The sequence below is a fragment of the Alloactinosynnema sp. L-07 genome, assembly GCF_900070365.1.
Taxonomy (GTDB): Bacteria; Actinomycetota; Actinomycetes; order Mycobacteriales; family Pseudonocardiaceae; genus Actinokineospora.
Window position 1 is genome coordinate 2,661,407 of record NZ_LN850107.1, and the last position, 23,929, is coordinate 2,685,335.

The 23,929-nt window shown below is 70.3% G+C and carries 14 protein-coding genes; 3 read left to right on the forward strand and 11 right to left on the reverse strand.

Annotation, left to right across the window (positions count from 1 at the left end):
- Positions 1-6 precede the first annotated feature (6 nt).
- The 4 genes from BN1701_RS11845 to BN1701_RS11860 form a co-directional block, all read right to left on the reverse strand.
- Entirely contained in the window at positions 7-1,518 is a 1,512-nt protein-coding gene (locus BN1701_RS11845) for a DUF5691 domain-containing protein (protein ID WP_054048286.1), read from the reverse strand.
- Positions 1,515-2,798, reverse strand: a complete 1,284-nt coding sequence (locus BN1701_RS11850) for an SWIM zinc finger family protein (RefSeq protein WP_054048288.1) — start codon at positions 2,796-2,798, stop codon at positions 1,515-1,517. Before BN1701_RS11850 ends, BN1701_RS11845 begins: the two co-directional genes overlap by 4 nt.
- Positions 2,799-2,950: 152 nt before the next feature.
- Positions 2,951-3,982, reverse strand: a complete 1,032-nt coding sequence (locus BN1701_RS11855) for an LCP family protein (protein ID WP_054048290.1) — start codon at positions 3,980-3,982, stop codon at positions 2,951-2,953.
- Positions 3,979-4,485 carry a SigE family RNA polymerase sigma factor gene (locus BN1701_RS11860; RefSeq protein ID WP_054048292.1) on the reverse strand — a complete coding sequence of 169 codons (507 nt, stop codon included), beginning with the start codon at positions 4,483-4,485 and terminating at the stop codon, positions 3,979-3,981. Before BN1701_RS11860 ends, BN1701_RS11855 begins: the two co-directional genes overlap by 4 nt.
- A 139-nt stretch (positions 4,486-4,624) precedes the next feature.
- Between BN1701_RS11860 and BN1701_RS11865 the strand changes: the two genes are divergently transcribed.
- The 3 genes from BN1701_RS11865 to BN1701_RS11875 all read left to right on the forward strand — a co-directional run bounded on the left by BN1701_RS11865 (position 4,625) and on the right by BN1701_RS11875 (position 8,605).
- Positions 4,625-6,235: an ABC transporter ATP-binding protein gene (locus tag BN1701_RS11865; protein ID WP_054048294.1), complete on the forward strand. Its 1,611-nt coding sequence runs from the start codon at positions 4,625-4,627 to the stop codon at positions 6,233-6,235.
- A complete protein-coding gene (locus tag BN1701_RS11870; RefSeq protein WP_067520659.1) occupies positions 6,232-8,007 on the forward strand; it encodes an ABC transporter ATP-binding protein in 1,776 nt (591 codons plus the stop codon). The genes BN1701_RS11865 and BN1701_RS11870 overlap by 4 nt, the downstream gene beginning before the upstream one ends.
- A gap of 145 nt (positions 8,008-8,152) precedes the next feature.
- The gene (locus BN1701_RS11875) at positions 8,153-8,605 is read left to right on the forward strand and encodes a DUF4396 domain-containing protein (protein ID WP_054048296.1); all 453 of its coding nucleotides are present in this window, start codon (positions 8,153-8,155) and stop codon (positions 8,603-8,605) included.
- On the opposite strand, the gene BN1701_RS11880 is transcribed toward BN1701_RS11875, so the two are convergent.
- The 7 genes from BN1701_RS11880 to BN1701_RS37980 form a co-directional block, all read right to left on the reverse strand.
- On the reverse strand, positions 8,538-9,275 hold the full coding sequence (locus BN1701_RS11880) for a DUF2306 domain-containing protein (protein ID WP_067520661.1): 738 nt from the start codon (positions 9,273-9,275) through the stop codon (positions 8,538-8,540). The two genes, BN1701_RS11875 and BN1701_RS11880, sit on opposite strands and share 68 nt — an antisense overlap.
- A 99-nt stretch (positions 9,276-9,374) precedes the next feature.
- Positions 9,375-9,782, reverse strand: coding sequence for a hypothetical protein (locus BN1701_RS11885; protein WP_054055796.1), 408 nt, complete (start codon positions 9,780-9,782; stop codon positions 9,375-9,377).
- Positions 9,783-9,809: 27 nt separating this feature from the next.
- Positions 9,810-10,502 (reverse strand): PP2C family serine/threonine-protein phosphatase, encoded by a 693-nt coding sequence (locus tag BN1701_RS11890; protein ID WP_231949572.1) that lies wholly within the window; start codon positions 10,500-10,502, stop codon positions 9,810-9,812.
- Positions 10,503-10,595: 93 nt separating this feature from the next.
- Positions 10,596-13,838: a S8 family serine peptidase gene (locus BN1701_RS11895; protein WP_054048300.1), complete on the reverse strand. Its 3,243-nt coding sequence runs from the start codon at positions 13,836-13,838 to the stop codon at positions 10,596-10,598.
- A 163-nt stretch (positions 13,839-14,001) separates the two neighbouring features.
- Positions 14,002-14,820, reverse strand: a complete 819-nt coding sequence (locus tag BN1701_RS11900) for a hypothetical protein (RefSeq protein ID WP_054048302.1) — start codon at positions 14,818-14,820, stop codon at positions 14,002-14,004.
- 13 nt (positions 14,821-14,833) lie between these two features.
- Positions 14,834-15,403, reverse strand: a complete 570-nt coding sequence (locus BN1701_RS11905) for an imm11 family protein (protein ID WP_067520664.1) — start codon at positions 15,401-15,403, stop codon at positions 14,834-14,836.
- A gap of 13 nt (positions 15,404-15,416) precedes the next feature.
- Positions 15,417-23,867: a SpvB/TcaC N-terminal domain-containing protein gene (locus tag BN1701_RS37980; RefSeq protein ID WP_157367925.1), complete on the reverse strand. Its 8,451-nt coding sequence runs from the start codon at positions 23,865-23,867 to the stop codon at positions 15,417-15,419.
- Positions 23,868-23,929: the final 62 nt, after the last annotated feature.

A 23,929-nucleotide genomic window follows, 5' to 3' on the forward strand; every position in this document is an offset into this window, starting at 1 on the left:
TCGTTCTCATCGCAGCTCTTCGTCCATCCGACGGCGGAAGTTCAGCGTCTCCCACAGATGCCGACGCCACGCCGGGGCGTCCGACGGAAGGGATTGGGTGGCCACCCGGTGGTCGAGGCACTCGGCGGGGACCGTCCGCGCGACCACGTTCGCCGCCCGCGCCACCGCCCGGTTGTCCCCGTGCCCCGCGAGCCAGTCGAGCAGGGCGTCGCCGAGGTCGGCGGGCCACGGTCCAGACAGGGCGATCACCAACTCGGCGAGGTCCGCGGACTTGCGCACCCCACCGAGCCGCTTGATCGCCCGCGCCCAGTCGCCCGCCGGGAGAACACCCACCAGGGCCGCGGTCTCCGGGGTGGACAAGTCGGTCTCCAGCAACGCCCGCGCCCACCGCACGTTCCGCTGGCGGGCGGCGGCCAGCGCCCACGCCTCGCGCAGCGTCCCCGCGTCACAGCCTTGAACGGGCATAGCGAGCAGTTCCCCCGGCTCACCCCACGCCCCCAACGGCGCCGCCGCGACGATCGCCCGCAGCCAGGCCGTCCGCTGCCCACCGCGACCCACGCCCGCGGGCACACCGTCCCGCGCCATCGCGTCGTCCCGCGCGGCGGGCAACCGCACGACCAGCGTCCCGCCAGTGACCGCCACCAACTCCGCCAACCGCCGCGCCATGCGCCCGGCCAGGTCCGACTCCGGCCGCCCGGCCAGCAGGTCGGCGGCCAGCGCCCGCACCTCCTGCGCCCGATCGTCGAGCGCGGATTCGAGGAACTCGTCGTCCAACGATTTCCCCACCGCCCGCAGCATCCGCACCCGAACCGGTGCGGGCTCAGCACCCCAGTCGGCCGCGAGCGCCGCCCTCGCCACCTCCGGATCGGCCTCGGTCAGCCAATGAATCCGCTGCGCGGTGTCGCCGAACCGCCAGACATCGTCCACATCGGACCGATGGCTGGCCAGGTAGCTCCACTCGGGATTCAGTGCGCCAAGCCAGTTACCCCGCCCCGCCGCTACGCGGGCCAACGAGTGTCGAATCCCCGGCCGAACCCGCGCCACCTCCGCGAGCGCGGGCAACCGCTCCGGCGGCAACCGGAACCCCCGCGCGTGGACGAGGTCCAACCAGTCACCGAGAAGATCGGTGTGATCCCCAGTGAGCATGAGATCAAGCCGCCGCCGCGCGGCGGCCGGAACCACACCCCGAACGTCGGCCACCGCCTGCTCAAGCGCGGTCGCGTCCCGCTCCCCCACCCGCCCGGCCCGCCGATACCCCGCCATCAGTGCCGCGGCCGTCAACAGCCGATCCGCGGCGGCGAGAGCCACGGCCCGCTCCCCCACACCGCCACGCGCCGCCCCCACCGCTGAATCACCAGTGTGTTCACCCGCCGCGGGCGCCCCGGGCGCCGGTTCGGCGTCGGCCGATGGGGGTTCGTCGAGCAGCGCCCGAACCTCCTTGGGCAGCTCCCCCGTGCGAACGGGGCGCCGCCGGGTGCCCAGGAGCGCCGCGGCGACAAGGTCGTCCCAGCCGGTCACAGGCGCACCGCCCGATCGTCGTCCCAGCAGGTCAGGGGACGCAGACCGCTGGGGGACAGCTCGGCGGCCATGGTCAGCGGCCTGCCGCCCGACACCGCCAGCAGGGCCCACGGGTCGACCCCCGCGCCCAGCGGCAGCGCCAAACCGTCCGAAGAGGACAGTCCCCACCCGCCGCCGAGGCGCACCGGCGTGACGTCGCCCAGCATCACCGGCACGCGCTCCGTCCACGGATCCACAGCCAGCGCGCCCGCGTAGGCCGCGAGCGCGTCGCCGATGCCGCCGCCCTCGGGCCGCCCGGCCAGCACCGGATCCCCTTTGTCGGCGACAAGCGCGCGCAACGGCAACGCCCCCGGGTAGAAGGCCAAGACCGCCCGCAACCGCGTGCCGCCGATCAGGGAGGTGTCCAGCGTCCGCCCTGGCCCGGCGAAGGACAGCACCAGCGCCCACCGCCCCGACTCGACCCCACGCAGCCACACCCGGCGCGACACCAGCTGCTCGGACTCCTGGTCGACGTGCCCCGCCACCAGCCACTCATCACTGACCCGCTCGCCCGAGGCGAGCACGTCGGCGGTGTCCACCGTGAACCCGATCCGCGCGCGCACGGTGGCTGCCAGCGGCTCCGGCAGCTCGTCGACCCGCTCATACGCCTTCGCCAGCGCCCGAAGCAGTGCCAACTCCTCCAACAGCCGCGACGGCCAGTCCCGGCCCCGCCCCGGAATCACCGCCGCCCGCCGTAGCGCTGTCGCCAGGCCACCCGCCTGGGCGTCGACCATCCGCGCTGCGACCCCGTAGAGGACGTCCGGGCTCTGGTCGAGCACGGCCAGACCGGTGCTCACCTGGTCGTTGAGCCAGCCAAGCAGCTCAGCCACCCCACCCGAGACCCGCCCCGCCCGCCGCGCGGCCCGCGTCGCGGCGGCCGCCTCGTCGCGCTCGCCCGGTTCAGTGGACTGGCGTACCCGACTGGCCCGCTCACGCAGCCAGGCATCGACCCACTCGGGCTCATCGCCATCTGCCACGACACCCTCGGCCCACAGGAGCAGGAGCCCGACCGCGTGCTTGCAGGGGAACTTCCGGCTGGGACACGTGCAGCGGAACGCGGGCTCTGCCAACTCGACAATCACCTGGTAAGGCGCCTTGCCACTGCCCTGGCACTGGCCCCAGACCGCGTCCCCCGACGCACCCGACGCGGTCCACCGCACCGCCGACGCCTGCGCCCGCCCCGCCCGGACCGACGCCTCATCCGGCGCCAGGGCGAGCACGCGCTCAGCGGTCCACCGCACCTCCGCACCCTCCGCCTCGGTTCACGTCCCGTCGATCGGGCGTGGATCGAGCATGCCGGCCGACCCTGACACTCCGACTGCCTGGGCCACCTTCCGGCGAAGGCCTACGGCTGACCTGCGCGTGCCCGCCTGGCGGGCTCCACCGAACCGCGTCAGTCGACGCAGGGTGGATCTTGCGTGCCACCTCCCCCGGTCTGATCAGGTCCGTTGAACATGCCGCCCACGTATGACCGCACTTTGTCCCCGGTCACGCCCAACGCCGACACGGCGGGCGTTTCGATCTGCCCGTCGACCGGGATGACTCCCATTCGTACGGTCCGCTCAGACGCCCGCTGGGCCAGGTCGACGAGGTCGAGGTCGGTGACAACGTGATCCCGCACCACTCCGACCATCGCGGACAAGTCCCCCTTGGCGACCACCTTGGCCGTCAGGGCCGTGAAGAACGCCTGTTGACGCTTGACCCGGTCCAAGTCGCCGTTGGGCAGGGAGCGGCGCTGTCTGACGAACGCCAGTGCCTGGGCACCGGACAGCGTCTGCCTGCCCGCGTTGAAGTCTGCCCCGCTGTACCTGTCCGAGGTGGCAGCGCGGAGGCAGACCTCGACGCCGCCGACGGCGTCCACCATGGTCGGCACGGCGGCCATGTCGATCACGGCGTAGTGATCGATCGGGACGCCGGCTAATGAGCGGACCGTCGCCATCGCGGTCTCCACGCCCGCCTTGGTCGACGCCGCCGCATCCTGGCCACGTTGTTCGGCGGCCCAACGGCCGCGCGCGTAGGCGATGTTGACCCTGCCCGGTCCGTGGCCCGGGATGTCCACGAAGACGTCCCGTGGGATCGAGATCGCGGTCAGGCCGGTCGCGGTCAGCCGGGTCAGCATGACCACGTCGGTATATCCGAACTCGTCCCTGCCCAGCACCAGGATGGTCTGGTCGGCCATGGCGGCGGCGATGTCGGGCGTTCCGGCAGGCGGGCGGTCGCTCCGCACCAGGCCCGGCACGACCACCGCGGACACCACCGCGATGACCACCGCCGCCGCGGCGAACACCAGTACGGCCTGCCGCGAACCGCGGCGCGCGCCTGAACCTCTCCGTAGTTCCCGAAGGACCGCCTCCGGGTCGACCGCGCGGGCCGCCTGGTCGGTGATGGCGTCGCGGATGAGGGACTCGGTCTTGTCGAACGTCATCTGTAGGCCTCCGTCACGGCGAACCCCGGCGCCGCCGCACGCAAGGTGCTCAGCGCCCGGGAGATATGGCTGCGGACCGTTCCCGCGGAACAGCCCAGGACCCCGGCGATCTCCTCGTCCGTGTTGTCCTCGTAGTAGCGCAGGACGATCGCCGCCCGCTGCTTGCGCGGCAGCGTCGCGATGCACGCCCGCATCGCGTCGCGCTCGGCGTGTTGGTGGGCCGGGTCGCGCACGGGCGGACTGATCGCCTCGAGCGTCGAATGCGCCGAGGTGACGTCACGCGCGGCGCGTCTGCGGCGCCAGGACAGGTACTCGTTGGTGACCATGCGCTTGACGTAGTGGTCCGGGGCGTCCAGCGCGCTGATCCGACTCCACCGGGACTGCGCCCGGAGCATGACCTCCTGCACGATGTCCTGCGCGAGGTACGGGTCGCAGGTCAGCGCCGTGGCGTAGCGCAACAGCCAGGACAGGCGATCAGCGGCGAACGCGTCGAAGCTCGGCACCCAATCACTCCTTTCAGTTGATCGACGCCCCTCCAACGCACCTCAGGGTCGGATTGTTGAGTCCGCTGAGAAATTCACCCGATCCAGCGAGCGGACTCACGGTACGGTGCTCTGCCGTCGCCGTCGTCGAACGGAAACCATGCCCCGCACCCCCGCGCGCTATCTGCTCGCCCTCGTCCACACCGAACGCCGGTCCTTTACCCTGTCTCTGGCCTACGGGACCTTGTGCACGATCTCCCAGGCCCTCCTCCCTGCCGCGATAGGCCAAGGAATCGATCGCGGCTTGATCGGCCGCGACCAGCGCGCTCTGCTGTGGTGGGGCGCGGCGGTGCTCGGGCTCGGCGTCGTCGCTGCGGTGACCGGGACGCTGCGGGACCGCGCCGCCTTCCAGGCCAGGTTCGGCGCGAGCTATACGGTCATGCGCGACACGACGCGCCACGCCGCGCGGCTCGGCGCCGCGCTGTCGGCCAGGATGTCGACCGGCGACGTGGTCGGCATCGGTGCCGCCGACATGACCCGGATCGGCCTGGCCATGGAGAACGCGGCGCGCGGCGCCGGGGCGGCGGCCGCCATCCTGGTGGTCGTTGCGATCATGGTCGACACCTCGTGGCGACTCGGCCTGGTCGTGCTGGTCGGTGTCCCTCTCATCGCCGCGTTGGTCTCGCTGCTCATCCGCCCGACGCACGCCCGCCAACAGCACTTGAGGGAACAGCAGGCCGAACTCACCACCCTGGCGGTCGACATCGTCGATGGCCTCCGCGTGCTGCGCGGCATCGGCGGCGAGGACGCCTTCGATGCCCGTTACCGGAGTCAGTCCCAGCGGGTCCGCGAATCAGGCGTGCGCGTGGCCATGGCCGAGTCCCTCATCGAGGGCGCGAAGCTGCTGCTACCGGGCGTGCTGGTGACGGTGATCGTCTGGCTCGGGGCCCGCTCCGTGGCGGCGGGCGACCTGGGTGCGGGACAACTGGTGGCGTTCTACGGCTACGCGGTGTTCCTCGCGGGCGCGCTGCGCCGGGTGACCTCGTTGATCGAAAGCGCGACCCGCGCCCACGTGGCCGCGGGCCGGGTGATCACCCTGCTCAACGCCCGACCAGACCTACGCTCTGGCGACCGGACACCGATCCACGGCACGCTGACCGATCCCGAGTCCGGGCTGACCGTCCCACCTGAGGTCTTCCTCGGCGTGGCGTGCGCGGCCCCCTCCGACGCCGCCGAATTCGCCGACCGCCTGGGCCGCTACCACGACAGCGACGCCACCTACGCAGGCATCGATCTGCGAGACATAGATCTACCCGGTCTACGACGGCACGTCCTGGTCGCGAACAACGAGGCCCACCTCTTCACCGGCCCGGTGAGCGAACTAGCGACCGATCGCGCGATCGACACCGCCCAGGCCCGCGATGTCGTCGAGTCGACGAACTGGATCGCGGGCGCGGGCCGGGAGTTCTCCGGCGGGCAACGACAGCGACTGCGGCTGGCCCGCGCGCTCACCGCGAACCCGGACGTGCTGATCCTGGTCGAACCGACCAACGCGGTGGACGCGCTCACCGAGTCACACATCGGCCAGGCGATCGCCGACCACCGACGCGGCCAGGCGACAGTCGTGTTCACCACCAGCCCGATCCTGCTCGGCCACGCCGAGCGAGTCGCCTATGTGGAGGACGGCAAGGTCGTCGCGGAGGCGGCGCACAACGACTTGATGAGCGATCAGCGCTATCGGTCCCTGGTCACTCGCGAGGAGGCAGAGTGAGCACGCTCCCCGTCGCGTCCGCCGCCGAAGTCCGCGCCCACGCGCGCGCACTGGCTCTTCGCCACCCGCGCGCGCTCGCGGGCTCGGTGTCACTGCACGCTCTGGCGACGATCAGCGGGTTGGCGGTGCCGTGGCTCATCGGCAGGCTGGTCGAGCGACACGACAAGGTCGACCAGATAGCACTGTCCGTACTCGGTTTCCTTATTCTACAAGCGGTCCTTACGTCAGTGGCCCTCTACGCATCGGCCCGTCTGGGTGAACGCGTGCTGGCCGACCTCCGCGAGACATTCATAGGCACGGTACTGAGACTCCCCCAGGGAACCGTCGAACGCGCGAGCACCGGGGACCTGGTGACCCGCACGACCCGCGACATCGACATGCTCTCCCGCTGTGTCCGACTCGCTGTCCCAGACAGTCTTGTCGCCGTCTCGACCATCCTGCTCACGATCGGCGCGCTGGTGCTCGTGGATCCGCTCCTCGCGCTGCCGTGCCTGATCGCCGTTCCGCCCCTCTACTTCGCCTCCCGCTGGTACCGAGGCCGCTCCCGCGCGGGCTATCTGCGCTCGAACGCGTCCTACACCGACCTGACCGAGGGCCTGGCCGAGACGGTGGCGGGAGCACGCACGGTCGAAGCGTTCGGCGCGCACGACCAGCGCCTCGCCCGGGTCGACCACGACATCGCCGACTCCTACGCCGCCGAGCGGTTCACGTTGCGGTTGCGCAGTATCTACCTGCCGATCGCCGATACCGCTTATATCCTGCCGGTGGTCGCCACCCTAGTCATCGGCGGCATGCTGTCCCTCCACGGCGTCGTCTCGCTCGGCGCCGCCACCGCCGCGACGCTCTACGTGCAGCAGATCCTCGACCCCGTCGACCGCCTGCTGTACTGGCTGGACGAACTGCAGATCGGCGGCGCCTCACTGGCTCGCCTACTCGGCGTTCGCGGCGACAAGCCAACCAGCACGGGAGCGACGCCCGCCGACAACGCCATCCGCGTCCACGACGTGTCGTTCGGCTACCGCGATGGACACGACGTCCTGCACGAGGTGGCCCTGGATGTCGCCCCAGGCGAGCGGCTCGCGATCGTCGGCCCCTCGGGCGCGGGCAAGTCGACCCTGGGCAGGCTGCTGGCTGGCATCCACCAGCCGCGATCCGGTTCAGTCACCGTCGGCGGTGTCCCGCTGTCCGAAGTGGACAATCCGCGCGGCGAGGTCGCCCTGGTCACGCAGGAACATCACGTCTTTCGCGGATCGCTGCGCGACAACCTGTCCATCGCCAAATCAGCGGCGTCGGACGAGGAGCTGGTCGCGGCGCTGCGGTCGGTCGACGCCTGGGATTGGGCCGAGGATCTCGGGTTCGACACCGCCATCGGCGTCCCACTCTCGCCCGGCCAGGCCCAGCAGCTCGCGCTGGCCCGGATCGTCCTGGCCGACCCACACACCCTCATCCTCGACGAGGCGACGTCGGTGCTCGACCCGAGCGCGGCCCGGCACCTTGAGCGGTCCCTGGCGGCCGTGCTGCGGGGAAGGACCGTGATCGCCATCGCGCACCGGCTGCACACCGCGCGCGACGCCGACCGGGTCGCGGTGATGATGGGCGGCCGGATCACCGAACTGGGCACCCACGACGAGCTCGTGGCGCGCGAAGGCGACTACGCGCGACTGTGGGCGAGCTGGAGAGGGGCGCGTGACACCGGATCAGTGGGCCTGGGGTCGGGCGGACCGACCCGGTGTGACGACGCTCTCCGTCATTCGCGAACGACAACCAGATAGTCGGCTCAGCGGGAAAGAAGTTCCCGCGTCACCCGATCGTGTTCCGGTGCGGAACGGCCAGGTCGGTGCCCGACTTTGTCGACCTTGCGGAACCCCGCTCGACATATACCCCCTGGGGGTATATGGTCAGACCGAGGAGGCAATCATGAACACAACGGTGAGTTGGCGAACGGCCGCGCAGGCGACGCTGCACTGCCTGACGGGCTGCGCGATCGGCGAGGTGCTGGGCATGGTGCTCGGCACCGCGCTGGGGTGGAGCGACGTGGCGACGATCGCGGCGGCCGTCGTGCTGGCGTTCATCTTCGGCTACGCGCTGACGATGCGCGGCGTGTTGAAGGCGGGCGTGGGATTCCGGCAGGCGGTGAAGGTGGCGCTCGCCGCCGACACCGTGTCAATCCTGGTGATGGAGATCGTGGACAACGGCGTGATGGTCGCGGTGCCCGGGGCGATGGACGCGGGACTGGCAAGCTGGGTGTTCTGGGGCGCGCTGGCGGTGGCGTTCGCGGTCGCCTTCGTGGTCACGCTGCCGATCAACCGGTGGATGATCGGCCGCGGACTCGGGCACGCCGTGGTCCACGCGTATCACCACCATCACTGAGCCTGCGGCGGATCAGCCAGCCCTCGACCAAGATCAGCGGCAGCACCCAGCTCAGCCAGGACGTCAGCCCGGCGACGGTGATGACGTAAGCCCGCTCGCTGCCCTCGAACACGGTGTCGATGTAAGGCTCGTAGCTGATCGCGAGCACTGGCGCCCAGAAGCGGTTGACGATGGTGGACGCAGTGAGGGTGTAGCTGCGGATCATCCATTCCCGGTGGTCGGCGAACCGCCGTTGCCGGGCGCGGCGGTAGCCGATGATCGTGGTCGTCAGCCAGAGTGACACGAGCACAACGGCGCTGAAGGCGCCGACGGGCCCGAACGGCGAGGTGATCCCGACGACCAGGCCTGCCAGGCCCGCCGGGATCACCCCGCCGAACACATAGAGTCGGCCCGCGATCCGGTGCCCGCGCCGGTGCTTGGCCCGAAACCACGGCCAGATCTGCAGGAACCCGCTGACGATCGCGACCGTGCCGAACACGATGTGGGCCAGCAGCGCGTAGTAGTGCTCCGGGAATCCCTCCGGCTGCGGCACCCTTGCCTTGGCCGGATCCAGGCCGAGGTAGGGCGGGATCGAGAACGCGAGGAACGCGACGATGATCGCGCCGAGCGGCAGGATCCACACCCGCCGCTTGCGCGGCGCTTTGGGCGGGCGGGTGGCCGTGGTTGTCATGTCTCCCCCTAAGAACGACTGATCCCACAGTAGGAATCAGCGCCTCAGGAACCCATGGAGGCAGCACCAAGATCGAAGGTAGGGCGAGCCCTACCCGAGTCAGTAGCTGTCGCCGCCGAAGAAGATCTCTTCGAGCTGGTCCGCGGTGCCCGCGAGCAAGGACAGCGGGTCGACGAACTCGGGAAGGTCGAGCGTGGCCAGCGGCAGCGAGTGCCGGAGCACCACGTGGTCGCCCATGATCGCCACGCCGCAGGCGACCGACGTGTGGCCGACCTCGGTGAGCAGCGCCTTGAGGTCGACCTTGTCGGCGAGGCCGACCGGTGAGGCGATCTGCACCCATTCGTGCTGCTTGTCGAGCACCTCGCGAGCCAGCACGACCACCTGGGTGCGCTCGTCCTCGTCGTCGTAGGCCTCGAAGTTGAACAGGATGCGGATCTCGCCCTCGTTCTCGGAGATCACGTCGTAGGTGTCGTTGACGTACTGCGCCAGATCGCCCCAAGTCGCCATGCTGATCAGCTTAGTCACGCCCGATCCTCAGGCGGCGGCCGCCGGTATCGCCACCGTCGCGGGCAGCGCGGGCGGGCACTGGACGACGAGCGCGGTGGCGTTGTCAGCACTGCCTTCGCGTACCGCGAGCCGTACCAACTCGGCCGCGGGGTCGGGGGCGTGGTGCAGGACTCGCGCGAAGGACCGGCCATCGACATAGCGGTGGACGCCGTCGCTGGCAAGCAGGAGGAAGGCGGGCGTGGGGACGGTGGCGTACCCGATCCGCGCGGGTTTGGCGGTGCGGACCGAGGCGGTGACCAGGTGTTCCATCCGCGGGGTCGCGGGCGTGCCGCGGTCGCGGAAGTACTGGGCGAGAGTGTGGTCGGTGGTCAACTGGGTGACGGCGTCGCCGACCACTGCGTAGGCCCGGGCGTCGCCCACCCACGCGATCTCGTAGCCCTGTTCCCCAGGCAGCGGTACCGCGATGACGAGAACACAGTCGCCCGTGCCTGCCGCTTCGACGGCGTGCCGGGCCGCCGCCATCGCCGCCTCGGCACCGTCGCCCGCGGCGCGCACGGCAGCGGCGGCGGCGAGCCGGGCGGCCGTGCCGTCCTCGCCGATCCCGTCGGCCAAGGCGAAAGCGATCTGACCGGTTCGCGGGTCGGCGTAGGAGGCCACGGCGTCGGCGTTGGTCCGGCGCGGGCCGCGCTCACTCGACGTACGCCAGTTCGAGTTTCGCATCATGGCCTCCCGCGGTGCCGGTGCCTCCAGAATCCGCCCGTTCCCTGAGCGTTTCCTGTGCCGAACCGAAACGCCTGCTGAGAAACGCTGTGGTTAGCGTGAGCCGTAGGCGCGGATCGTGGTCTGTTCGACGGTGTTGCCCGCGCTGTCGGTCGCACGGGCGCGCAATGAGACGAAACGGGCGGATCGCGGGTGATCGATTGTGGCGACACCGTCGGCGACGGGCACCGGTCGCCACGTGCGGCCGTCGTCGAAGGACGCCTCGACGGCCAGCGCGGCGAGGGTCTGCTCGGTCCCCGGGTTCCACTGGATGGTGACCGGCACCCGGACACGGTCGGCCGTCACGCGGTTGTGCGGGTCGAGCCCCTCCGGCGCGAAGCGGACGACCATCAGCGGCAGGGGCACGCCGCCCTTTCCCTTCCGGTCATCCGGCGGGCGCACGGAGGTGAACGTCCAGACGCAGGTGATCGACGTGGAGTAGCGCGACACACCGCTGCGGGCCGCGGTCGTCTCCAGGCGGTAGGCGGCGGACTCCGCGGGCACGTCGAACGAGCCCTGGCCGGGACTCTCCGACCGGCCGACCTCGACGCCTTCGCGATACAGCGCGGTCGAACCACCATCCACTATGGAGGTACCGGTTCGGCCGAGGCCCGCGTCGGCGTACATCGGCAGCGATAGCGTGAGCGAGTCGTGGGAGCGGAACGCCCAGTCGCCGGGGCGGAAGCCGGGGCCGAAGACCGCGGAGTTCCATTGGTCGTCGGTTGACGCGCCGGGCGGGTGGGCCAGTTCGCCGCTGGTCACAACGGTTTCCGTGCGCAGCGAGTTCTTGACCTTGCGCCACTGTGCCAGCTCGGCGTACCAGGTCAGGTCGTCGACGTTGTGGAACTCGGTACGGACCTGCGGCAGCGACAGCGGCAGCCCGTAGCCGACCGAGGTGCCGAAGCGGGGTTCCTTGGCGATCCACACCTTCGTGGCACCACGCCGGTCGGACTGGTCTCGGTAGGTCGTGCGCACCCGCGCGAGGTCCTGATCGACCACGTGTCTGGTGAACCCGTTGGGCAGGTGTCCATAGTCGAACCATTGCAGGTGATAGGCGACCGGGGTGGCGGTGACGTCACCGTCGCGGTCCGGGATCGCCCACGCGCCGCCGATGTCGGCGACGAAGTGGGTGTCGGGCAAGGGATCGCCCAGCTGTCCGATGAAGATTCGCTCGAACGTGTCACCCAACACGCCGGTGAAAACCGCGCGGTCCTCACCTATCCGGCTGTACCCGGCGCCCACGGCCTTGGGGCGTACGCCAAGCCGGTCGAAGGTGACCGAGATCGGTTGTGCCGTATGGGCATCGAGCGTCACGGTTTTGTCGGTGGTCACCTCTACTGTCGGGATCACGACCTTGTGGGAGTCGGCGGTCACGCCATCGGCGCGGCGGGTGTTGATCACCGAGTCCAGGTGGTATCGGCCCTTGCGGACGCGCACGACGCCGACACCACCGATGGTCGGGACGGGACGGTAGCGCGACGGATCCACGCCGAGGAGGAAGGAGTAGTTGTAGTCGGACAGGTTGCCTTCGCGGTCGACGGTGCGGAAGGTGAGGTCGTAGCTCTCGGGCTCGCGGTCGATGGCGACCGGGACGGTGACGCGCTGGGTTCTTGCCTCGGCGTCGATCCGGGCGCTGAGTGGGCCTTCCGGCGCGTCGACCGTGGTGTCGGCGGTGATCTCGACTGACGCGGTGCCGTTTGCCGGAACGGTGACGCGGTCGGCCGAGAGGCGGAAGGTGGCCGCGGGCGCGTCCGTGGTCAGGGTCAGCCGAAGTTCGACGGGCCGGGTGCTGGTGTTGGTGTAGGAGAACGACTTGGTGACAAGGGGATCGTCGTCGTGCGGCCACGACTGGCGGCCCATCGAGACACTCGGAGGTGAGGCGTAGACGGACTGGGTGACACCGCGGGCGAGGTCGACGCGGCCCGCACCTTGGTCATAGCTGCCCGCGTCGATGGGCTTGGCGGAAGCCATCAGGGCGGCTTTGAGCTGACGGCCGGTCCACTCGGGATGCTCCTGGGCGAGAACGGCCGCGGCGCCCGCGACATGCGGGGTGGCCATCGACGTGCCGCTGAGGTCGCGGTGCTTCTCGCGCGGCTTGCCGAACGAGTAGCGCGAGCGGGCGGCGGTGATGTCGACGCCGGGGGCGAGGATGTCCGGCTTGAGCGCGGCGTCGTGGACGCGCGGTCCGCGGGACGAGAAGCCCGCGAGAGCATCGTGCTTGTCGACGGCGCCGACAGCGAGCGCGGCGTCGGCGGACGCGGGTGAGGCGACGGTTTCGGCACCGGAACCGCCGTCGTTGCCCGCGGCGACGACGAACAGGGCACGGTCGCTGAGCTGGTTGACCGCGGCTTCGAGGGGGTCCTCCCCCGCGGCGTCCGGGCCGCCGAGGCTCAGGTTCACGACCTTGGCCCCGGAGTCGACGGCCCACCGCATCCCGGCCAGGATCGCCGACTCGGGGCACCCCGCGCCGCCGCACACCTTGCCGACGAGCAGCCGCGCGTCGGGCGCGACACCACGGTAGGTGCCGCGACTGGCGATGGTGGCGGCCACGTGCGTACCGTGCCCGTCTTCGTCGCGCACCGTGCGGTCGCTGGTGAAGTTCTTCTCGGCGGCGACCCGGCCGCGCAGGTCGGGGTGGGTCGAGTCGACGCCGGTGTCGAGCACGGCGACCGTGACACCGCGACCGGTGTATCCGGCCGCCCACGCGGCCGGGGCACCGATGTGCGGGACGCTGACGTCGAGGCTCGGGTGGCGCATGCCGTCAAGCCATACCCTGCCGGTGGCGGTGGCGCGTCGGATCGCCCATGCCTCGGCGGCGGTGTCCTTGGGCTGTCGGGTCGGGGTGAGGTCTTCGGTGATCAACGGCAGGTCGGGCGACCGGTCGTCGCCGTAGCCCGCGCGGAGAAGTCCTGCGACGTCGAAGAGGCGCAGGTCGAGGCGGCCGGTATTGAGGTCGCGCCAGGCGTCGTCGGGGACGACGTGCAGCCGCGTGCCGTCCCCGGTGACGGCGAAGTGGACGTGCGCGCGCCCGGGGGCTGGATCGACCGCGGGCACCAGCCGCGCGCCGACTCGGCGCACGGTGACTCGGTCGCCGGTGATCAGCGTGACGTCGCCGAGATACCCGGGCTCGACGCTGTCCACCGACGTGGATCCGGACAGCAGCGAGCCTGGTGACGGCGAACCGGATGGCGCGGAGTCGGCCGGGATGGGCTCGGCGGCGTGTGCTGGGGCGGCAAGCCCCAGCACGACGATCAGCACCGCGGCGGCTCCTGCGGCGAGTTTGGTGTGCAGCGGCATCGCGGCCTCCCCGTCCGAAGTGTGCTCACCAACCAAGTGCAGGCGGCGGTGGGGAGTCAACAGGCGAACGGGCGACCTCGTTACCAGATGCCGGCCAGCCGACGCGCCGGACCGGCGGGAGGTGGGTGGGCGCCGACGTTTGCCGAGCGGCCAGACCAGCGAGCTATCCCAGCCATGCCTTCGCGTCCGCGGCGATCCGGTCGGCATAGCGGTCGACGCCCGGCGACACGACCGGGCAGCCGCGCACGGGCGCGGTGCCGTCGAGGCAGAAGTGGATGTCGTCGTTGTCGGCGCGCAAGCGGGCCACGCCGCCGAACGCGCCGGGGAAGGTGCAGGTGCCGGTCGCGCGTTCCTTGTCGGTGCAGGGCAGGAAGCGGGTGAACTCGTAGCGGTCGTGGGTCATGTTGTCGTACGGGTAGGCGGCCATGCTGGCGGTCGCGCCCGCGTCGGTGACCCGGTCGCCCGCGAGGTCGGCGGCGTAGGTGTAGATCTCGTTGAGCCTGCGCGGGACCTCGCGCTGGGGGTCGGGCAACGGGGCCTGCAGGACCCACAGGACCTTGGGCCGGGGCAGGCCGATCGAGTCGGCCGCCTCGTTGATCTCGCGGCGCGCGGAGAACGCGTTCCAGAGGTACTTGTCGTAGAACGCCTGCTCGCCGCGCCGCAGTGGGGAAACGCAGGGCGAGTAGTAGTCGTTGCCCCAGAACTGCAAGATCACCAGATCGGGTCGCTGGTCGCGGATGAGGTTGGCGAACTTCGCTGACTGCGGCAGCCAGGTCGGCTCCCCCGCCAGGTAGTCGCAGATGCCGGTGCCGCCGAGCGTCGCGTCGTGGAGGTCGACCGGGCCGAGCGCCGCGGCCAGTGCGGGCGCGTTCTGCGCGGCGACCGAGTCGCCGACGTAGACGACCTTGGGAACCGCGTCGGCGTGCGCCACGCCGGTCAGTGCGGACGCCAACAACGCCAAGACCACCGCGACGCGCTTCACCAACTGGTCCCCCTCAGTCCTCCAGGGGCGTCACGATAGCAGGCGAACCGGCCCAGACCTGCGAAAACCCGAATCCGGTCAGCTCGGCGGCGGCGACAAGATCGATGAAGTCGTCGGTGACGAACAGTGGTCCACGCAGCAGTTGCGGCACCTTGAAGACCGGTGCCGAGATCCGCTCCGGGTGGAAGGCGTACCGCTCGACGGCGAGGATCTCGCCGTCGTCGAAGCGCACGATCTCCGAGGCCGACTCGTCAAGTGCGTCGGTCACTGTCAGAGCGTTGAACAACCAGAGATCGGCGTCGGGACACGCCAGCGGCAGCAGTTCGCCGCATGCCTCCAGCAGGGGGCGCAACGCCGCGACCGCGCGCGGGCGCAAGACCAACACGTGGCCGCCCAGCCACGGCAGGTCCGCCTCCGCGCGCGGTTCGCCGGTGTCCTCGACCGCGAGCCTGGCGACCGGGACCGGTCGCCAGGCCGCCTGCCGCGGGGTGCCGTCCAGGCTCCAGAGGTACTCGTTGTCGGTGTCGTGCACCGGGAGCACCCACTCGAAGCCTGGACGGACCTGCGGCTCATAGAGCCTCAATGCTTCCTCCGGATCACGGGAATCCGCCCGACAGCAGCCGCTGTCGAATGTAGGCCAGCGACTGGACCACTTGCTGTCGGTTGGTCGCTCGCCCGAGCAGCTGGTTGACAGCAGCGTAGTACCGGTCGGTGTGCACCTTGGAGTGGACAGCCGCGCCAGTCGGGTTGAGTGAATTCACGTTCCGCGGCAGGAACACGCCATTGACCGCTTCATCGATGTGCACACCGAAGCGCTGCAGAACCGCTCGCGCGGGTGCGGCGGCGCCCGCACCGCCCGCCACGATGTGGTGGGCCGCGGTCTGGGCCGGTTGGGCGGTGCCCGCGCGGACCAGGTTGGCGCCGAGCGCGGCCGACGAGTGTCTCACCGCCGCGCCCGTGGCTTGAGCCGCCACTCTGGGTGCCTGTGCCAGGGCCGTCGTGCCCAGCGACCCGACGACCGTGATGGTGGTATCGACAATTTCGGCGTTCCTGCGGCTCATGCCCGCCGCCTGCAGGCCCTGGCTGGTGAGTGAGCTGGTCTCCTCACCGGTCCACAGCTGGCGCAGTCCCGCACTGGTCACGTCCGCGCCGTGGACCACCACGACCGCACCCGCGACCGCGCCGACACCCGTCCACGAGGTCGCCGCGCCGCCCGCCGCGCCCGCCGCCATCTCCAGCACACCGCCGACCGCCTTGAGGCCGCCCATCACGCGGTTCCAGGTGCTGGCTCCGGTGGGGTCGGTCAGTCGGACCGGGTTGTTGTTGGCGAAGGTGTAGGACGAGAGATTGAACGGCTGGAGCACGCCGTTGTTCGGCTCCCCGTCGAGATAGCTGTCCAGGGCCGGGTCCGGGCTCTGCCACTGCGTTGTCTTCGGGTTGTAGTACCGCGCGCCGTGGTAGTAGAGGCCGGTCTCCTCGTCGAGTTCCTTGCCGCCGAACTGATACGGCACCGGGGTGGGCTGAGCGGGGTGCTCGTTGACCCAGTTCTCGCCGAAGGCGAAGTACTCCAGGTGCTCGGTCAGGTTGGCGTGCTCGTCGGTGACGTAGGACGACGAGCCCAGGTGGTCGGCGTGGAAGAAGAAGTGGTGGTTCTCGTAGGTGTTGTCCGGTTTGACCGTCTTGGTGGCGATCCGGGTGTCACCCACCCACACGTGCTTGAACCCGGTCCCGTTGCGCTCGCTGAAGTTCTGGTTCGGGTAGATGTGCTTGGGACCGGCGTCCTTGACCACCCGGTTGCCCTCGTCGTCGTAGACGTAGCGCACCGTGGCGGGTTGCTGGGGACTGACGCACGCGCTCGGATCTTGAAGGACCGTGGTGTTGCGGGCGTGGTCCTGGTTGCAGGCGAGGCGGTTCTCCTCGTCCCACACCAGCTGCCTGCGCTTGCCGGGCGCGGGCGGCTCGGTGTTGACCGTGTCGATCAGGTTGCCGTTCTGGTCGAACACCTGGTTGACCGGGCCGACCTTGCTCGCCGCGTGCGGCTTGGCGCTGTTGTAGGCGTAGTCGTAGGTGTAGGTGGTCTTCTTCTGCACCTGCGCCTTGCCGGTGGTGGCACCCGGCTCCAGCGTCTCCTGCAGCGGCTCTTCAGCAGGCTCGGCAGGCTCCTCGATCGGCCCGACCGGGGCCAGCGTCGGGTCGGTCCCCGCGGCCGGGTCGGTCAGGACCGTGTTCGAGCTCGCTGTCTGCGGCGCGGTGGTCTGCGCGTTGACGACGATCTCGTGCTTCTGGTCCTTGTGCGTGGTGTTGTGCAGCGAGTCGTACCGCAGGGTCAGGGACTGGCGGTCGAGCTTGTTGTCCTTGTTGCGGTACTCCCCCGACGCCGACGTGACCTGGTACAGGTCGTCGTAGTTGAAGGTCTGCACGCTCGGCCCGCCGATGGGCTTGCCGTGCGGCAGCGCGACGTTGTTGCGGACCTGCCGGACGTTGCCGACGTTGTCGTAGGTGTAGGTGATGTTCTGGAACTCGTGGCCGTCGGGCAGCCGCGCCTTGAGGGTGGCGAGCTGGCGGTCGGCCGGGTCGTAGGTGTAGCTGGTGCGCACCCCGGTCCCGGTCTCCATCAGCGCGCGCTGGCCGAACTTGTCGTAGTCGAGCCGGTTCAGGTACGTGTAGTCGAACGTGCCCTTGTGGCCGGTGGCCCGGCTGACCTGGCCGCCCGAGTCGTACTCGTAGGTGAGCACCTCGCTGTCCGGGAAGGTCAGCTGGAGCACCCGGTTGAACGAGTCGTACTGGTAGGACGTGGTGTAGCTGCGCGCGGGACCGTTGATCGCGGTGACCGTGCGGCTCTCCCGGACCAGCTCGCCGAGTGGGCCGTACGCCCGGCTGACCGTGCCCGCCGCGTCGCGCACCGAGGCGACCCGGTTGGCGGTGTTGTCCGCCGCGCCGGGGGCGCCGTAGGTGTAGGTGACGTTGTTGCCGGTGAACGTCGGGTAGCGGATGCCGGAGACGCGGTTGAAGTCGTAGTCGTACTCGACGGCCTTGTTGCCCGCCCGCAGCTTCGCGGTGATCTTGGCGGTGGCGTTGCCCGCCAGGTCGTAGCGGGTCTCGGTGCGGCCCGCGTCCGGACTGTCCACAATGGTGCGACGGCCGAGGTTGTCGTACGCGGCGGACGTGGTGTTGTTTCGGTCGTCCACCACGGTGGTGATCTGGCGCAGCGGGTCGTAGGCGTAGCTCGTCCAGATCACCGGCTGACCGGCGGCCTGGTTGAACTCCTTGACCGAGGTGGTCAGCCCGCGGGTGTCGGTGTAGGTGCGCCGCTGCTTGCCGTTGCCGTCGGTGGCGACCGCCTCGAACCGGGTGGTGCCGGAGCGGTCCTGGCCGAAGCCGTAGGCGTTGGCCGACGACGTGTCGTCCGGGATCACCGTGCGGGTGACGCGGTCGAGGATGTCGAAGGTCTGCCGGGTCGGCTGGACGCTGTCGAAGGCGCCGTTGAACGAGGTGTTGCCACCCTTGGGCTCGGTGACCGGGTAGAAGTGCTCGACGCCGCGGCCGACGAAGTCGTACACGCTGCGGCCGGACACCGTCATCACCTGCCGCGGGTCCGCCCCGGGCGCGGTGACGACGCTGGCGTCCTTCTTGGTCTGCAGCGTGCGCTTCAGACCGTCGATGAACAGGACCGTGTCGATCGTGTCCTCGCGGACGCCCGCCGCGGAGCGGTCGACGTTGCGGGTCACGGCGTACGGGACCACGGCTTCTGGGTGGTACTCGAAGTCGATGGTGATCCGGTTCTCGGGCAGCTCGTACGGCCCGGTGATGCTGTCGACCCGGCCCACCGAGTCGTACACCGTACGGACCTGCTTGGCGTTGAAGTCCGTGTCGGAGGTGGGCAGGCCGTACTTGATGTTGTGCGTCGTGGTCGACCGGTAGCCGAAGCTGTCGGTCACCGACTCGACGTGCACGCCGACGGCGGTGTCGTACTCGTAGTCGACCTTGAACCGCTGCCCGTTCTTGTTGGCGGGCTCGGTGACCGACCTGAGGTTGCCGTTGGCGAAGAACGCCATGTCGGTCACCGCGGCGGCGCCGTCGGCCAGGTACTCGCGCACCTGTCCGGTGTTGGCCGTGGCGCAGTCGACGTCGGCCTCGCTGCGGCGCAGCTGCGTGCCCGACCCGCGGACCTCGCTGAAGACCGGCAGGCCCACGATGTGCCGGGCGAGACAGGTGGCGTTGGCACCGCTGTAGCGGACCCTGGTCTCCACGTCGTCGGCCGTGCCGGTGTCGCCCGCGTCGAAGGTGCGGGTGACGTTGCCGAACTCGTCGTACTCGTTCTCGACGTACGAGGTCTTGCCCGCGGTGGCCTGGCCTTCGTAGAAGTACCGGTCCGTGCGGGCCAGCAGCGGGAACACCGTCGCGGTCGCGCTGGCGCCGTTGGCGGGCGCGCCCGTGGCGATGTCACGCAGCTGGTGGGTGTTGACCGTCTCCAGGAACTTGTTCCCGGCCGCGTCTGCGGTGACCGAGCGGCTCAGCAGCCCGCGCGTGTAGACGCCGTCGGTGCGGTATTCGTCGGTCGCCGTGCGGTAGACCGCGTCGGCCGCGCCCGGGTTCCGCTGCTCGGTGACGACCTTGCCGAAGCCGAGGAACTCGCGCTCCAGCCGGTCGTACTTGCCCGCCTCGTAGCGGAAGGTCGAGACCTGGCGGTCCTGGCCGTCGCCCGTGTGGCCGTCGAACAGCGTCGAGCGCGACAACACCCAGCGCGAGTCGGGCGAGTCGTAGGTGTTGCCGTCGCGGGTGTAGTCGAGGTCGATGTGCGCGCCGAGCGGGCGGGCCACCGACTTGAGCAGGTTGGTGCGTCCGGTCTTGTTCTCCGCGACGACCAGCTCGTTGTCCTTGGTGGACTTGACGTGGTCGACGTAGCCGTCACCGTTGACGTCGCGCAGGGCGACCTCGGTGCGGCCGATGCCGGTGGTGACGTCGGCACCCGGGTTGAACACGATGCAGCCGAAGAAGAAGCAGAAGCCGAAGGTGAAGTACACGCCGCCGCCGAGGGAGGCGTTGGCGTCGGCGTTCACCCCGGCCAGGCTGCCCCGGAACGGCGTGCGCGCGGCGAAGCCGTTGCCGGTGTTGATGGCGACCGACAGGGCGTTTCCGCCGTCGGAGAAGACGCGGTCCATGAGACCGTCGCCGTTCATGTCCATCAGCGTGGCGTCGGTCTTGGACGTGCCGACACCGGCGGAGACACCACCCGCGAAGCCGTAGTAGTCGGTGTTGAAGCCGAGGTTGACGCCCGCGTTCTTGGTCTCGCCCTCGTTGAGCGGGCCGCCCGGCCACGGTTCGCGCCCGGCGAAGGTGTAGCCCAGGTTGAGCGCGGCGTCGCCGTTCTCGTAGAGCTTGTCGGGCAGGCCGTCGCCGTTGATGTCGATCAGGTCGTGCGCCGAGTCGGACTCGCCGCCGCCGAGGTTGCCGCCGACGCCGAGGGTGGGCATCTCGGTGCCCGCCTTAGCCGAGTTGGCGTTGGTGCCGCCGGAGGGGATGTCCTGGCCGCGCGCGGTGGAGCTGGTGCGCGCCGGGCTGCCCGCGTTGGCCGAGACGCTGTAGGCCAGCGACTCGGACTCGCGCACGTTGCCGCCGACGCTGCCGCGGGTGCTGCCCAGGCCGCCGACCATGTCGGAGTACTGGACCCCGCCCGAGCCGACGACGTCGGGGAACCGGTCGCCGTTGAGGTCGAGGAAGTCGACCTGCCCGGTGCTGCGGCCCTTGGCCACACTGCCGCCCACGCCGATGCCGCCGATGCCCGCGCCTAACGTGGTCGAGATCTGCTGGGTGCGGCCGCGGCGGGCCACACCGGTCGCGCCTGCGAAGTCGGCGTCGGTGACGACGTCGATGACGTCGGATCCCAGCCTGGAACTGGACGCGCCCGCCGCCGAGACCCAGGTGTTGTCGTCGGCGCCCGCCCAGCGGCCCAGCGCGGGCAGCGGCGCGAACACGACGATCTTCGGCGTCTTGGCCTTGGGGTCGGCGGTGAAGCCGGGGACGTCGCCCTCGGTCGGGCCGCCCGGCAGCGAGTCGCGGTAGTTCTCGTCGATGACCAGGTCGGACTGGGCGATCGGGCTGGTGGCGCGGGTGCGGTTGCCCTGGTAGCCGATGGCCGCCCAGCCGCGGTACGGCTGCGCGAAGGCACCCTGCTCGACCGAGGCGTGCAGCGCGCTGGGCACCGCGGCGCCGTTGACCTCGACGGACTGCGAGGTCAGCTTGGACAGCAGCGTGGTGTCCAAGGTGGAGTAGTCGAAGAACAGCTCGTCGCCCTCGGTCACCGGCACCGTCAGCGGCGCGATGGCCGGGACGACGCCGTCGACGATGTCGATGACCCGCTTGGCCAGCAGCGCGCCGCGCTTCTTGACCGTGAACACGACCTTCGCGTCGGTCGGCTGTCCGGCGAAGTTGAACGCGATGCTCGGCTGGACACTGAGGTCACCGGTCGCGGCGGCGGTATGGAAGCCCTGCGGCGCGGTCAGCGTGGTCGCCGGGTAGACGTCGAGGTCGTACGGCGGGGTGATGGTCAGCGTCGGGTTGCCGTTCTCGTCGACGACCGCGTCGACACCCTGGGCGGCGGTGTAGTGCGCGCGCGGCACCCAACTCAGGGCACCCGCGTCGATCGGCGAGTCGACCTTGAGCCGCCACGACAGGGTGTCCTGCGCGGTGACCGGGATGTCCAGGTCGACCGAGGCCGTGCCGCCCGAGCCGCCGGGCAGCGAGCGGGTCAGCACGTCGGTGCCGTTGCGGCTGATCACCACGGTGACGTCATCGGTGGTCGAACCGGACTTGGTCACGTCGCCGGACAGGTGCAGCGTGCCGGTCAGCGGCGCGGTGACCACGGACGGGCGGCCCGCCAGGGTGAAGTCGCGCGAGGCCAGGTAGCGGTGGTTGGCAAGGCCGTTGACGTCGGTGGACGCGGCCTGGCCGACGTAGGTGACGTCCGGGTCCCAGTTGACCTGGTCATACAGGCCGTCGAGCACCGACTGGACGCGGAAGTAGATCGCGTCGCCGCGCTGGACCTGGATCGACTCGACGCCGCTCGGCTGGAACTCGATGTAGTCGTCGGGCCCGATGCGCTGGGCCCACAGCTCGGTGCCGTTGTGCTGGATCGTGGTGCGCACGCCGTCGGCGGCCCGGTAGGCGGCGCGCTCGTCGCCGGTGTCCTGGACCAGCCGGACCCGGCCGTCGACCCGCACGGTGCCCGCGTAGGGGGCCACCCAGCGGCGGACGCTGTCCATCAGCGGGAACTGGTCGACCTGGCGCTCGAACTCGGCGGTCTGGTCGCCGACGATGGTGCCCAACACCGCGCCGGTGCCGACCGGGACCGGGGTGTCGTGGCTGTTGGCGCTGTAGGCGGGTTGGCCGTTGGCGTCGAGGTGGCCGAACAGCACGCCGCCGTTGTTGACCAGGTCGGTGATGCCGTCGCCGTTGACGTCGGCGAAGTAGCGGTCGGAGTTGGTCGTGGTCGAGACGTAGTCCAGCTGGGCCGCGACGCCGAAGTAGGACTCGATGCCGACGGTGGCCGAGCGGGTGCGCTCACGGGAGATCGACGGCAGGTTGGTCAGCCGGATCGGGGTGTCGCCGAAGCGGGTCTGGCCGGTCGGGCCGGACTGGTTGGGCCGGTAGAAGATGCCGCCGCCGGAGCGGAACACCTTGTCGGGCAGGTTGTCGCCGTTGACGTCGGCCAGGGCGAGCAGGCCGTCGGACGAGCCCGCGTTGTAGCCGACCTTCACGCCCGCCGAGTTCGACTTGCGCGGGGCGGTCGGGTTGTAGCCGACGTAGAGGTGGCCGCCGGCGCCCTTCGAGGTGTTGGACGACAGCGCGCTGGCGTCGCCGAAGCCGCGCAGGCCGACGCCGAGGCCGTCGTTGGGCATGTTCCAGCCGGTGGAGTTGGTGAACGCGTTGTACGCGCCGGACTGGTCGCGGATGTCGTCGAAGTAGTCGAACGTGTGGGTGGTGAACCGGGCGTTGTCCTCGCCGAACTGCGAGACGGACTCCAGCAGGGTCTTGGCGAACGCGCCGGTGCGGTAGTTGAGCTCGTAGGCGCGGATCTGCTGGTCGTCGAACTTGACCTCGACCCGGCGCAGCAGGTCGGCGGTCACCTTCTTGAACCCGCCGCGCGCGTCGATGCCGACGTCGGCCCGCCGGGCCTCGCCGCGGTCGCGGTCGCGCTGGAAGGTCACCGAGTAGCGGCCGTCGGTCGAGCCGTGGCCGGTGTAGGTGACGCGGCTCGGGTACAGGTTCGAGCCTGCGACCGTCGAGTTCGCCACGCCGCCGTCGGCGACCTTCGCGTGCTCGTACCGGACGAAGTTGTCATTGGTGTCGCGGCTCTCGACCAGCGCCCACGTGGCGATGTTGCCCGCCCCGTCGGCCAGCGTGGCCTGCGCCGACGGTGCCCCGGTGCCGCCGTAGAGGTGGCGGGTGCCGTTCTTCTCGGTGATCTCCCACCAGTAGTTCGCCGGGCCGCTGCCGTGCCGGACGATCCGGTCGAACTTGCCCTCGACCCTGGTGTGGAACACCTTCTCCGCGGTGCGCGCCTGGAGTTCGCCGCGGTGGGCGACCGGGGTCAGCTGCTCGCCGTTGAGCAGGTAGGTCTCGGTCTCAAGGCCGCCGTGGTAGCGCGGGACGCCCCAACGGGTGTCCAAAGTGATCGCGGGGGTGGAAAGGTCCCAACCGGTGCCGGTCCAGCCGTTGGCGCCACCGGAGTTGTAGGACAGTGCCAGGGCGGGCTGCATGCCCGCGCGGCCCTTCGGCAACTCGATCGGGTAGCCGAGCCTGGCCTGGCCCTGGTTGTTCGCGGTGGGCGCGTCGATCAGGTTGATCCCCGCGCCGGGGTCGCCCGCCTTGACGTCCTTGAGCTGGTTCGGGTTGAACTGCTTGCCCTCTGGATACTCGGGAACGTCGACACCCAGCGTGCTGGTGCCGCTGTCCGCCGCCGTCCCGGGGAGTCCCACCGGGGACAGTCCACCAGCGAGCATGGCGAAGATGATCGCCATGATCCCGGCACCGCGTTTGGCACTCACCGCTGACGATCTACGACGTGGCAGGACCCGCACGATCATGGCGCTCCCTCGGTGGACGACTC

Coding starts and splice junctions, on each gene's coding strand:
- BN1701_RS11855 (WP_054048290.1), bottom strand. CDS start 3,982: ATGACGTTCGACAAGACCGAGTCCCTCATCCGCGACGCCATCACCGAC.
- BN1701_RS11865 (WP_054048294.1), top strand. CDS start 4,625: ATGCCCCGCACCCCCGCGCGCTATCTGCTCGCCCTCGTCCACACCGAA.
- BN1701_RS11875 (WP_054048296.1), top strand. CDS start 8,153: ATGAACACAACGGTGAGTTGGCGAACGGCCGCGCAGGCGACGCTGCAC.
- BN1701_RS11890 (WP_231949572.1), bottom strand. CDS start 10,502: ATGCGAAACTCGAACTGGCGTACGTCGAGTGAGCGCGGCCCGCGCCGG.
- BN1701_RS11880 (WP_067520661.1), bottom strand. CDS start 9,275: ATGACAACCACGGCCACCCGCCCGCCCAAAGCGCCGCGCAAGCGGCGG.
- BN1701_RS11895 (WP_054048300.1), bottom strand. CDS start 13,838: ATGCCGCTGCACACCAAACTCGCCGCAGGAGCCGCCGCGGTGCTGATC.
- BN1701_RS11885 (WP_054055796.1), bottom strand. CDS start 9,782: ATGGCGACTTGGGGCGATCTGGCGCAGTACGTCAACGACACCTACGAC.